The organism is Bradyrhizobium sp. USDA 372 (assembly GCF_053629095.1).
Genome location: NZ_JBRJHR010000001.1, coordinates 4,485,803 through 4,497,471, shown reverse-complemented (window position 1 = coordinate 4,497,471; position 11,669 = coordinate 4,485,803). Strand labels below are relative to the sequence as shown.

Sequence of the window (11,669 nt, the reverse complement as noted above, 5' to 3'; positions counted from 1 at the left end):
TTGTTCCCCGCCTGCCTATCAACTCACCGTGACGCTTCGCGGCGTCAGAGCCCGGACTGCGGGGTCATCCGCCATATGGGTGGGAATTGGGCAAGTCTGGGTTCAACGGCCAAAAACGCAGCAAAATAAACGCCATCGCCATGGTCGCGACCGGGCAGAGATATGGCCCGGTCAGGGCCTTGTCAACGGCGGGCGCATTGCGGCTAATTCATCATTTTGACAGACTTTTCGCGTTGCCAAGCCCCCCTGATTGGGCGAGTGTCCGCCCCGCTCGAGCAGCCCCCTGCTTCAACATAAGGATTTTCCATGACCGCCTCGTTCCCGGTAATCACCGGCCAGCGCTTCCGCAACGCGTCCGCCCTGGCTGGCAGCCTCGCCCTGGCGCTGTCCCTGGCGTTTGCGGGCCCGCTCCGGGCCGCCGATGATCCGGTGCTGGCGAAGGTCAACGGCGCGGAAATCAAGAAGAGCGACGTCACCATGGCCGAGGAGGAGCTCGGGCCGAGCCTCGCCCAGATGGACCCGGCGACCAAGGATGAGAACGTCCTCTCGTTCCTGATCGACATGAAGATCGTCAGCAAGGCTGCCGAAGACAAGAAAATCGCCGACAGCGAGGAGTTCAAGAAGCGGCTCGCCTTCGCCCGCAACCGGCTTCTGATGGACAGCCTGCTCGCCAACGAGGGCAAGGCCGCCACCACGCCGGACGCCATGAAGAAGGTCTATGAGGAGGCTTCCAAGCAGATCACCGGCGAGCAGGAGGTGCGCGCCCGCCACATCCTGGTCGAGACCGAGGACGAGGCCAAGGCGGTGAAGGCCGAGCTCGAGAAGGGCGCCGATTTCGCCGAGCTCGCCAAGAAGAAGTCCAAGGATCCGGGCTCCGCCGACGGCGGCGACCTCGGCTTCTTCACCAAGGAGCAGATGGTGCCGGAATTCTCGGCCGTGGCCTTCTCGCTGGAACCCGGCAAGATCTCCGACCCCGTGAAGTCGCAGTTCGGCTGGCACATCATCAAGGTCGAGGAAAAGCGCAGCCGCAAGGCGCCCGATTTCGAGCAGGTCAAGGCCCAGATCGAGCAGTACGTGACCCGCAAGGCCCAGGCCGAGTATGTCGCCAAGCTGCGCACCGAAGCCAAGGTCGAGCGGCTGGACCAGCCGGCGGCGGATGCCTCCAAGGACGCCAAGCCGTCAGACAGCAAGATGGCGCCGCCGGCGAAGAAGTAAGAATTCGCTGTCACTTCGCGGACGCCAAGAGTATCTAACGTCGCAATGGCCGGGGCTCCCCCGGCCATCTGCATGTCCAGACCCTACCAAGGCGCCCGCGATGTCCTCCTCCGTCTCTCCCCTCGCCCCCAAAACCGTCCCTGATATGCCCGTGATCGCGGGCGTCCGTCTTGCGACGGCCGAAGCCGGCATCCGCTACAAGAACCGCACCGACGTGCTGCTGGCGGTGATGGACAAGGGCACTGCGGTCGCCGGCGTCTTCACCAAGTCGAAGTGCCCCTCGGCCCCGGTGGAATGGTGCCGCGCCAAGCTGAAGGGCGGCAAGGCGCGCGCGCTCGTCGTCAATTCCGGCAATGCCAACGCCTTCACCGGCAAGACCGGCCGCGCCTCGACCGCGCTGACCGCGAAGATCGCGGCCAAGGCGGTCGGCTGCAGCGAGAGCGAGATCTTCCTGGCCTCGACCGGGGTGATCGGCGAGCCGCTGGACGCCACCAAGTTCGACGGCGTGCTCGGCCGTCTCGCCGAAACCGCCGAGCCCGGCGATTATCTCGCCGCGGCCAGGGCGATCATGACCACCGACACCTTCCCGAAGGTCGCGACCGCGACCGTCAAGCTCGGCAAGGCCAAGGTCACCATCAACGGCATGGCCAAGGGCGCCGGCATGATCGCACCCGACATGGCGACGATGCTGTCCTTCATCTTCACCGACGCGCCGATCGCGCCCGCCGCACTGCAGGCCCTGCTCAAGGCCGGCGTCGAGGACACGTTCAATGCGGTGACGATCGACGGCGACACCTCGACCTCCGACACGCTGCTGGCGTTTGCGACCGGCGCTGCCGCCGCGCAGGGCGCACCGAAGATCAGCCGCGCCAGCGATCCGCGCCTGAAGACCTTCGTCAAGGCCTTCAACCAGGTGCTCGCCAATCTCGCCGAGCAGGTCGCCCGCGACGGCGAAGGCGCGCGCAAGCTGGTCCGGATCACCGTCGAGGGCGCCAAGACCAAGGTCTCCGCCCGCAAGATCGCGATGTCGATCGCGAACTCGCCGCTGGTGAAGACCGCGATCGCCGGCGAGGACGCCAATTGGGGCCGCGTGGTGATGGCCGTCGGCAAGGCCGGAGAACCCGCCGATCGCGACAAGCTCTCGATCTCTTTCAACGGCATCCGCGTCGCCAAAAGCGGCGCGCGCGATCCGTCCTATGACGAGGCCCAGGTGTCGGAAGCGATGAAGGCGCCGGAGATCGCGATTCTGGTCTCGCTCGGCCTCGGCAAGGGCCGCGACCGCGTCATGACCTGCGATCTCACCAAGGAATATGTGGCGATCAACGGGGATTACAGGTCGTAGGGCCTCACGGTGTCATTCCGGGGCTCGCGAAGCGAGAACCCGGAATGCGTCCAAGCAATCACCCCGAGATCCTTGCGTCGGCAACCGCCTTCTTGAACAGCGCGTTCATGGCGTCCGAGATGCCCTGCGTCGGGCTGACCTCAAAATACAGGCCCGGCGAAGCGCAGCTCTCCATGTTCTGTGCGATCTGGCTGTTCGGCGACGGGCCATAGGGGCCGGCATTGAACGGGTCGATCCATTTCATGTACCAGGAGTTGGTCGGCAGCGCGAGATAGGTCGTGTACAACACAGCGATCTTGATGCCGCGATCCTTCATCGTCTTGCAAAGCGCAGGGTTGAGCGGTGACTGGCAGCGCGTGCTGCCCGAGAGCGGTTTCAGGCACCCGGTGTTACTCTCGTCGGCGACGCCATCGGACACGAAGAACAGGTATTTGAGCGGACTGGACGAGGTGCCGCTTCCGGGGGAGCTGATCTGGCCGTTGATCGCAGGAAAGACCGCGGTGAATGGGGTATCCTGATCGTTATTCTCGTTCTGGCCGTTCACCGACATCAAGTCGATGTTGCCGGCCGCCGTTTTGGCGCTGGAGAGAGAGGACGACAACGAAAACAGACTGCGCAGACCGAGCGAGCTTGCAGAGCCGCCGAAATCATAGATCGCCATTCTGAACTGGTTTGAATAGGTCTGAGTGGCGTTTGCCGTATCCATCAAGGACTGCGTGGCGCTCCGAAGTACGTCGATCCGGGTGGTCACGCCAAGCTTCTTGGCCAGGTCGTAATAATTGTTCTTGTCGTTGAGGTCGTGGCAGGCGAAAGCGCACTTATCGGACGTGTTGTTGACCATCTTCTGCACGTCGCTCGGCGTCGCGCCGACACCCATCGACGGAGAATTGTCCAGCAGCAGATAGAAATCGATATAGAGCGGCATGCTGGCCGTCGCCTTCGACGTGCCACTCAAGGTCATCGCGGACTTGCCGATCACGCCGAGAAACATGGTGTTCATAGTTGCGGTGAACGAAACCGTCGCAGTGACGGTCGAGCCGGACTTGACCACGGTCGGCGTGAGGCCCGTCAGCGTGTAGCCGGTCAGATTGGCGCGATTGGCATCGAAGATGTTCTGGGCGTCCGTAACGCCGACCGAAATGGAGCCGTCCGCAGTCATGTTGCCGGCGGCCTTGAAGCCGGGCGAGGCCTTGGCGATCGAGCCGACACTGGCCGCATCGGCGGCAGCCTGAAGCTTGGACCGGGTCAGCGTCGCGCGCGAATAATCGATGGCGCAGCCGATCGCACTGATCACCGGAACGCAGGCGAGAGCAAAAATCACCGCGATATTGCCGCGCCGGTCGTGGACTAACCGGCGGAAGAGAACGGAAAGCGCAGTGCGCATGGGTCGGACCTGGTGTGGTTTAAGCGTTCCCACACTAGGAACCGTGGATTAAATATGACTTATGGAGACCTTGGAAACATGGACCGCAACGAGGTTAACAAACCGTTGCGGACGATCATCAGCGAGCGACGACCACGCATGGCCGATCTCAAACTGACACTGGTGGTGGCCTGCGCGCTCGTCGACGCCGACAAACGCGTCCTGATCGCGCAGCGCCCCGAAGGCAAGGCGCTGGCGGGCCTTTGGGAATTCCCCGGCGGCAAGTGCGAACCGGGCGAGCGGCCGGAGCAGAGCCTGATCCGCGAGCTGCATGAGGAGCTCGGCATCGAAGTCGCCGAGCCGTGCCTCGCGCCGTTGACCTTCGCCAGCTACGCTTATGAGACCTTCCATCTCCTGATGCCGCTCTACATCTGCCGGCGTTGGGAGGGAATGGTCACCGCACGCGAAGGCCAGAACCTTGCCTGGGTCCGCGCCAACAAGCTGCGCGACTACCCGATGCCGCCGGCGGATATTCCGCTGATCCCGCATCTGATCGATTTGCTGATGTGATTGCACTGTACCCCGGACGCAGCGCGAAGCGCTGCAGAGCCGGGGCCCCAGGGCGCAGACCGGGTCCTGGCTCTGCGCAGCAGCGTTAGAACGCTGCAGCGCGTCCGGGACACGCGTCACTCCTTCCCGGCCTTCTTCACCGCCTCCGCCAGGCTCGCTTTCGCCGATCCTGGCTTCAGCGGCTGCTGCTGGCTCGCATGCGGCGCCCAGCCAGAGAGCCAGATGATGTCGAACGTCGCGCGGATGCGGCCGTCGGCATCGGCAAAGCGCTCCGCGTAGATTTCGGCCATCCGCAACAGCGTCGCGCGCCGGCTCGGTGTGCGGCGGCGTTCGATCAACACATTGGCCGCGCCCATGCGGCGGAGATCCTGCATCAAGGCGAACGCATTGCCATAGCGCACCACGACACGATCGACATCGGTCACCGGCAAGGCAAAGCCCGCCCGCTGCAGCAGCGCACCGATATCGCGGAGGTCCGCAAACGGCGCGACACGCGGCGACACGCCGCCCTCGCATTCGGCTTCCGCCGCGGCAAAGGCCTGCCGCAGCTCGGTGAGGCTGTCGCCGCCGATCATCGCGGCGAGCAGGAGCCCGTCCGGCTTCAGCGCCCGCCGGATCTGCGCCAGCACGCCCGGCAGGTCGTTGACGAATTGCAGCGCCAGCGCCGAGACGAGGAGGTCCAGGCTTTCCGGCGCGAAGGGAAGCCTCTCCGCGCCGGCCGCGTCGAGCGCGATGTGTTCGATGGCGGGAAGCCGCGTGCGCAACGCCACCAGCCCCACGCCGGGCGTCCAGAGATCGGTCGGAGCGTGAAACTCCCGCATCACTGCCGCCAACCGGTCGGACATGTCCTCGGCAGCGCGGTCGAGCAGGAAGGTCACGGCACCCTGCGCCTGCGCACGCCGCTGCCGTGCTTGCAGCAAGGCGCGATCGAACAAAGCAGGCGGGGTTTGGGGGTGTTGGGCCATGCCGCTGGTTACGCCGATCTCCACGGTTCTGGCAATCCGCCGCGTGCAGCGTTAGCCTCCCCACATGGAAGCCGACACCGCCCCTTCCCGTTCCATCGCTGCACCGCTGCGCGCCGCGTGGACGGCCGGCCGCCACGTGCTGGCGCGGGCGGCGCGGCTGGCGCTCGACATCGCGCTGCCGACACAGTGCGTATCCTGCCACGAGCCGGTCGACGGCGAAGGCGTTTGCGCCTCGTGCTGGGCCCGGCTGTCGTTCATCGAACGGCCCTATTGCCCGCGGCTCGGCATTCCCTTCGTCTATGATCCCGGCCCCGACATGCTGTCGATGGAGGCGATCGCGAGCCCGCCAGCCTATCAGCGGGCCCGCGCGGCTGTGCGCTATGACGACGTCGCACGCTCGCTGGTGCATGCGCTGAAGTACCAGGACCGCACCGATCTGGCGCCTGCCATGGGCCGCTGGATGGCGCGCGCGGGGCGCGAGTTGCTGACCGGCGCCGACATGCTGGTGCCCGTGCCCCTGCATTGGCGAAGGGCCTGGCGGCGCCGCTACAACCAGTCCGGAGCCCTCGCCCGTGTGATCGAGCGGCAGGGCGGGGTCAAGGTACGAGGCGACGTGCTGAGGCGGGTGCGTGCCACCGAGCAGCAGATCGGCCTGTCACGGGCCCAGCGCGCCACCAATGTGCAGGGCGCATTCCAGGTATCTCCCGACCGTCGGGCCGAGGTCCAGGGCCGCCGCGTTGTCCTGATCGACGATGTCCTGACGTCAGGGGCGACGCTCGATGCCTGCGCGCGAGCCCTGCTCCGCGCCAAGGCGGCCCAAGTCGACGTGCTGGTCTTTGCCCGGGTTGTCGAGAGCGGCCCCCGTCCCATATAATTCAACGAATTCATGTCATGAAAGCGCCAGACGAAATGACTGCTGCTGTCGAGATCTACACCCGGCCGGGCTGCGGCTATTGTTCCGCCGCCAAGTCGCTGCTGACCCGCAAGAAGGCGGCCTTCACCGAGTTCGACGTCGCCAAGAACCCGTCCTGGCGCCAGGACATGTACGGCCGTGCCGGCCAGGGTTCGACCTTCCCGCAGATCTGGATCGGCGGCACCCATGTCGGCGGCTGCGACGACCTCTATGCGCTCGACCGCGAAGGTAAGCTCGATGGCATGCTCGAAAGCGTGAAGGCCACGTCATGAGCGAGAACCGCACGTTCACGGCCGCCATGGTGCAGATGCGCACCGGGCTGATGCCCGGGCCGAGCCTCGAACAGGCCACGAAGCTGATCCGGCAGGCTGCGGCCGCTGGCGCCGATTACGTGCAGACACCCGAGGTCAGCAACATGATGCAGCTGAACCGCAAGGCGCTGTTCGAGCATCTCCAGAGCGAAGAGGACGACACCTCGCTAAGGGCCTACCGGGCGCTCGCGGCGGAGCTGAAAATTCACCTCCATGTCGGCTCGCTGGCGCTGCGCTTCTCGCCGGAGAAGGCGGTCAACCGCTCCTTCCTGATCGGGCCCGAGGGCAACGTGCTCGCGAGCTACGACAAGATCCACATGTTCGACATCGAGCTGCCGGACGGCGAGAGCTATCGCGAATCCGCCAATTACCAGCCGGGCGAGACCGCGGTGATCTCGGATCTGCCCTGGGGCCGCGTCGGCTTGACGATCTGCTACGACGTGCGCTTCCCTGCGCTGTACCGAGCGCTGGCCGAAAGCGGCGCCTATTTCATCACTGTGCCGTCGGCCTTCACCCGCAAGACCGGGGAAGCGCATTGGCACGTGCTGCTGCGTGCCCGCGCGATCGAGACCGGCTGCTTCATCTTTGCCGCGGCGCAGGCAGGCCTGCACGAGAACAAGCGCGAGACCTATGGTCACTCGCTGATCATCGACCCCTGGGGCGAGATCCTCGCCGAGGGCGACGTCGAGCCCGGCATCATCATGGCCAAGATCGATCCGGCCAAGGTCGAGACCGCGCGCCGGGCGATTCCCTCGCTCCAGCACGGCCGCCGCTTCGGCGTCTCCGATCCCAAGGCGGGACCGGACCATTTGCACCTCGTGCGGGGATCGGCATGATCCGCTACGCGCTACGCTGCGACCGCGACCACGACTTCGAGAGCTGGTTCCAGAGCTCGTCGGCCTATGATTCGCAGGTGAGGCGGAAGCTCGTGACCTGCCCGATCTGCGGCTCAGCCAAGGTCGGCAAGGCCATCATGGCGCCGCGCATCGTCGGCAAGAAAGGGCGCGGGCGCGCCACGCCACCGCCGGAGCCAGTGGCTGCGACCACGCCCGAGGCTGCGCCGTCAGGGCCGACCTCGTTGCTGATGGCACAGGAGCGCGAGTTGCGCGCCAAGCTCAAGGAGCTGCGCGATCACATCGTCAAGAACGCCGACAATGTCGGCGAGCGTTTTGCGAACGAAGCCCGGGCCATGCATTACGGCGACAAGGAGCACCGCCCGATCTACGGCGAGGCATCGCCCGAAGAAGCGAAGTCGCTGATCGAGGAAGGCATCGAGGTGTCGCCGCTGCCGACCCTGCCGGAAGACCGGAATTAGGCCCCCACCAGCACCGCCACGCCGATCACGATCAGCGCGATGCCAAGAATCTCGCGCCGCGCGATCGGCTGCTTGAACGAGTAGTAGGCGACGGCTTGTGCGAACAGCACCTCGACCAAAGCGAGCGTTCGGACATTGGCGGCGGCCGTCAGCGCGAATGCCAGGAACCAGAATTGCGAGGCTAGGGCGCCCGTGAAGCCCGCCAGCATCGAGGGCTTCCACAGGCCGAGGATCGCCTCCAGCACTTTTGGAGCGCGCCAGAGCAGATAGATCGTCAGCACCAGCGTCTGCACGAACAGGCCGAGCACCAGCGTGATCGACGCCGCGGTCACGAAGGAGACATCCGGCACATTGATGATGGCGCCGCGAAAGCCGACTGCGGAGAGCGCGAAGGCCGCCGCGGCAACGAGGCCGGTGATGGTCGGCTTCAGCTCGGCAAAGCTCTTCTCGCCGCCGGGGCGGAGCGCGGTGATGACGACGCCGATGGTGGCGATCACGATCGCCAGCACCTTCAGCCAGGTCAGGTGGTCGCCGAGGAAGACGAAGCCGAAGATCGCGGTCTGGATCGCCTCGGTCTTCAGGTAGGCCGTCGTCACGACGAAGGAGCGGTCGTTCATCGCGAGCAGCATCAGGCCGGTGGCGACGATCTGGCTGAGCGCGCCCAATAGCAGCCACGGCCAGAACACGGTCGGCGGCGCGCTCAGATGATCGCCAGTCGCGAGCAGCACCAACCCCAAGAACAGCAGCGAGAACGGAAAGCCGAACAGGAAGCGGATATTGGTCGCGCCCCAGGTCCCCAGCGGCTTGGTCAACGACCGCTGCATCGCATTGCGCGCGACCTGCCCGAGCGCGGCAATGATGGTGAAGGGAATCCAGAGGCTGGCGATGGTGAACATGGGATGGCGGGCGCGAGGAAGAGACAGTCAACCTGCCGCTTGCGCTCAAGCAGGTCAATCACGCCCACGTCATAGGAGCGATGCTCGCGCCGACCGATAGCCTCACACCATCGCTTCAGCGACCACCATGTAGTTCACGTCCATGTCGGACGACAGAGACCATTTGTCGGCGAAGGGCGAGTAGACGACGCCGGTTTGCTCGGTGATGACGAGGCGGTTGTCGAGCAGGTATTTCGTCAGTTCGTCCGGCGTGACGAACTTGTTCCACTCATGCGTGCCACGCGGCAGCCAGCGCAGCACGTATTCGGCGCCGACGATGGCGAGCGCAAAACTCTTCCAGTTGCGGTTCAGCGTCGAGACCACCATCAGGCCGTTCGGCTTCAGCATCGCGGCGCAACGCTTCAGGAAGACGCCGACGTCGGTGACGTGCTCGACCACTTCCATCGCCAGCACGATGTCGAAGCGCTCGCGCGGGTCGATCTCCTCAACCGTGGTGCAGCGATAGTCGATCGCCAGATGGCTCTTGTCGGCATGCAGCTTCGCCGCCGCGATGTTGCTCACGGAGGGATCGATGCCGATGACCTGCGCTCCGAGGCGCGACAGCGGCTCGCAGAGCAGGCCGGCGCCGCAGCCGATGTCGAGCACGCGCAGGCCGGCCAGGCAGTTCAGGCTTCGTACATTACGCTCGAACTTGCGGCAGGCGGCGTCGCGGATATAGCCGAGCCGCAGCGGGTTGATCCGGTGCAGCGGCGCCATCTTGCCCTTCGGGTCCCACCACTCCGCCGAGAGCTTTGAGAATTTCGCGATCTCGGCGGCGTCGACGGTCGAGCCCGGCTGGGTGGAGAGGGAAGTATTTTGCTGCATGCTCATGGTTGGGCGCGGTCCTACCGCGTGGTGATCGAACTACGGAAAGCGAGCGGCGAGGCGATGGTCTTGATCGTCTCGATCCCCTCGCCGACGCCTCGAATCGTCACGTCGCCGTAGTTGAGAATACGTCCAAGAATGGTCTGGTCGACGTCGACGCTCTCGACCTTGTCCAGCGCCATCTCGAAGGTTCGGCGCTTGATGAAGCCGGTCTTGTGCACGACCCTGAGATTGGTGACGTCGGTCTCGGTGGTGAAGCGATGGAACCAGCCCTTCACGGTCCAATACAGGCCCGCCAGCGCCGCGAGAGCTGCGGCGGCGAGGCAAAGCAGAACGAGCCAGTCGACGGTCGCCTGTCGCGACAGGATGAGCAGGGCCAGCGCCGCGATCCAGGCCACGATGGCCGGAAAGTAGAAGATCCAGTGCGCATTGGTCGAATACAGCACCCGCTCGCCGGGCTGCAGGATCTCGTCGATGTAACGCGCCATGATCTCGGTTAACCCACTACCCCCGCCCCGGCCCCCGCAGGAACCCGCTTGCCCCCGGCCCCGCCGCTCTGTATACGCGCGGTCGGTGTCCGCGAGGCACCCGTCCAGTGCGGGCCACCATACTGATCCTTATGAAGGAATGCACGCGTCGTCATGAGCCGCCTCGTGATGAAATTCGGCGGCACGTCCGTCGCCAACATCGAACGTATCCGCAACGTCGCACGCCATGTGAAGCGTGAGGTCGATGCCGGCCACGAAGTGGCCGTGGTCGTCTCGGCGATGGCTGGCAAGACCAACGAGCTGGTCGCCTGGTGCACCGAGGCCTCACCGATGCACGACGCGCGCGAATATGACGCCGTGGTCGCCTCGGGCGAACAGGTGACGTCCGGTCTTCTTGCCATCGTGCTCCAGGGCATGGGCATCCAGGCCCGCTCCTGGCAGGGCTGGCAGATCCCGATCAAGACCAGCGACGCCCATGCCTCGGCCCGGATCGAGGACATCGACGGCGGCGAGATCATCAAGCGCTTCAGGGAGCGCAAGGAGGTTGCGGTCATCGCCGGCTTCCAGGGCATCAACCCCGAGACGGGTCGCATCACCACGCTCGGCCGCGGCGGCTCCGACACCTCGGCCGTGGCGATCGCCGCTGCCGTCAAGGCCGACCGCTGCGACATCTACACCGACGTCGACGGCGTCTACACCACCGACCCGCGAATCGTGCCGAAGGCCAAGAGGCTCGACAAGATCGCGTTCGAGGACATGCTGGAACTGGCCTCGCAGGGCGCCAAAGTGCTCCAGGTCCGCTCGGTGGAACTCGGCATGGTCCACAACATGCCGATCTTCGTCCGCTCGAGCTTCGACAAGCCCGAGGATATCGACCCGCATGCCAACCAGCCGCCCGGCACCCTGATCTGCGGCGAGGAGGAGATCATGGAAAACCACGTCGTCACCGGCATCGCCTTCTCCAAGGACGAGGCTCAGATCTCGGTGCGCCAGATCGAGGACAAGCCCGGCGTTGCGGCCTCGATTTTCGGCCCGCTGGCCGATGCCAACATCAACGTCGACATGATCGTGCAGAATGTTTCCGAGGACGGCAAGACCACCGACCTCACCTTCACCGTACCGGCCGCGGACTTCACCCGTGCCAAGGACACGATTACCGCCGCCAAGGCCAAGATCGGCTATGCGCGGCTCGATACCGCCACCGACGTCGCCAAGATCTCGGTAATCGGCAGCGGCATGCGCAGCCATGCCGGCGTTGCCGCCCAGGCGTTCTCGGCGCTCGCCCGACGGAACATCAACATCCGGGCCATTACAACCTCCGAGATCAAATTCTCGGTTTTGATCGATACCGCCTATACCGAGCTTGCGGTGCGCACCCTGCACACGCTCTACGGCCTCGACCAAGCCTAAAGCGCGACCCTCGTCGC

Annotated in this window: 13 protein-coding genes; 8 read left to right on the top strand and 5 right to left on the bottom strand. The window is 65.2% G+C overall.

All coding sequences use genetic code 11. The features are described from left to right. Positions 1 to 306: 306 nt before the first annotated feature. Entirely contained in the window at positions 307 to 1,215 is a 909-nt protein-coding gene (locus AB7M16_RS21215) for a peptidylprolyl isomerase (RefSeq protein ID WP_172786528.1), read from the top strand. A 100-nt stretch (positions 1,216 to 1,315) separates the two neighbouring features. Next, positions 1,316 to 2,557 (top strand): bifunctional glutamate N-acetyltransferase/amino-acid acetyltransferase ArgJ, encoded by a 1,242-nt coding sequence (gene argJ, locus AB7M16_RS21210; RefSeq protein ID WP_453945119.1) that lies wholly within the window; start codon positions 1,316 to 1,318, stop codon positions 2,555 to 2,557. A gap of 58 nt (positions 2,558 to 2,615) precedes the next feature. Here the strand turns inward: argJ and AB7M16_RS21205 are convergent, their stop codons facing one another. Next, positions 2,616 to 3,941, bottom strand: a complete 1,326-nt coding sequence (locus AB7M16_RS21205; protein WP_453945118.1) for a TadE/TadG family type IV pilus assembly protein — start codon at positions 3,939 to 3,941, stop codon at positions 2,616 to 2,618. A gap of 138 nt (positions 3,942 to 4,079) precedes the next feature. Between AB7M16_RS21205 and AB7M16_RS21200 the strand changes: the two genes are divergently transcribed. Further along, positions 4,080 to 4,490 carry a (deoxy)nucleoside triphosphate pyrophosphohydrolase gene (locus AB7M16_RS21200; RefSeq protein ID WP_172786525.1) on the top strand — a complete coding sequence of 137 codons (411 nt, stop codon included), beginning with the start codon at positions 4,080 to 4,082 and terminating at the stop codon, positions 4,488 to 4,490. Positions 4,491 to 4,606: 116 nt separating this feature from the next. Here the strand turns inward: AB7M16_RS21200 and AB7M16_RS21195 are convergent, their stop codons facing one another. Next, the gene (locus tag AB7M16_RS21195) at positions 4,607 to 5,455 is read right to left on the bottom strand and encodes a methyltransferase domain-containing protein (protein ID WP_453947239.1); all 849 of its coding nucleotides are present in this window, start codon (positions 5,453 to 5,455) and stop codon (positions 4,607 to 4,609) included. 64 nt (positions 5,456 to 5,519) lie between these two features. On the opposite strand from AB7M16_RS21195, the gene AB7M16_RS21190 reads away from it, so the two are divergent. The 4 genes from AB7M16_RS21190 to AB7M16_RS21175 are packed head-to-tail and all read left to right on the top strand — an operon-like array spanning position 5,520 to position 7,994. Further along, positions 5,520 to 6,329: a ComF family protein gene (locus AB7M16_RS21190; protein ID WP_453945117.1), complete on the top strand. Its 810-nt coding sequence runs from the start codon at positions 5,520 to 5,522 to the stop codon at positions 6,327 to 6,329. Positions 6,330 to 6,364: 35 nt separating this feature from the next. Then, positions 6,365 to 6,640: a glutaredoxin 3 gene (gene grxC, locus AB7M16_RS21185; RefSeq protein ID WP_453947238.1), complete on the top strand. Its 276-nt coding sequence runs from the start codon at positions 6,365 to 6,367 to the stop codon at positions 6,638 to 6,640. Then, a complete protein-coding gene (locus AB7M16_RS21180) occupies positions 6,637 to 7,515 on the top strand; it encodes a carbon-nitrogen hydrolase family protein (protein ID WP_453945116.1) in 879 nt (292 codons plus the stop codon). The genes grxC and AB7M16_RS21180 overlap by 4 nt, the downstream gene beginning before the upstream one ends. Then, positions 7,512 to 7,994: a DUF1178 family protein gene (locus AB7M16_RS21175; protein ID WP_212258932.1), complete on the top strand. Its 483-nt coding sequence runs from the start codon at positions 7,512 to 7,514 to the stop codon at positions 7,992 to 7,994. Before AB7M16_RS21180 ends, AB7M16_RS21175 begins: the two co-directional genes overlap by 4 nt. Here the strand turns inward: AB7M16_RS21175 and AB7M16_RS21170 are convergent. The 3 genes from AB7M16_RS21170 to AB7M16_RS21160 all read right to left on the bottom strand — a co-directional run bounded on the left by AB7M16_RS21170 (position 7,991) and on the right by AB7M16_RS21160 (position 10,242). Continuing rightward, positions 7,991 to 8,890, bottom strand: coding sequence for an EamA family transporter (locus AB7M16_RS21170; RefSeq protein WP_453945115.1), 900 nt, complete (start codon positions 8,888 to 8,890; stop codon positions 7,991 to 7,993). The genes AB7M16_RS21175 and AB7M16_RS21170 overlap by 4 nt on opposite strands. A gap of 102 nt (positions 8,891 to 8,992) precedes the next feature. Continuing rightward, on the bottom strand, positions 8,993 to 9,760 hold the full coding sequence (ubiG, locus tag AB7M16_RS21165) for a bifunctional 2-polyprenyl-6-hydroxyphenol methylase/3-demethylubiquinol 3-O-methyltransferase UbiG (protein WP_212258934.1): 768 nt from the start codon (positions 9,758 to 9,760) through the stop codon (positions 8,993 to 8,995). 14 nt (positions 9,761 to 9,774) lie between these two features. Continuing rightward, positions 9,775 to 10,242: a PH domain-containing protein gene (locus AB7M16_RS21160; protein WP_212258935.1), complete on the bottom strand. Its 468-nt coding sequence runs from the start codon at positions 10,240 to 10,242 to the stop codon at positions 9,775 to 9,777. Between the two features lie 153 nt (positions 10,243 to 10,395). Between AB7M16_RS21160 and AB7M16_RS21155 the strand changes: the two genes are divergently transcribed. After that, positions 10,396 to 11,652 carry an aspartate kinase gene (locus AB7M16_RS21155; protein ID WP_212258936.1) on the top strand — a complete coding sequence of 419 codons (1,257 nt, stop codon included), beginning with the start codon at positions 10,396 to 10,398 and terminating at the stop codon, positions 11,650 to 11,652. The last annotated feature ends 17 nt before the right edge of the window (positions 11,653 to 11,669 follow it).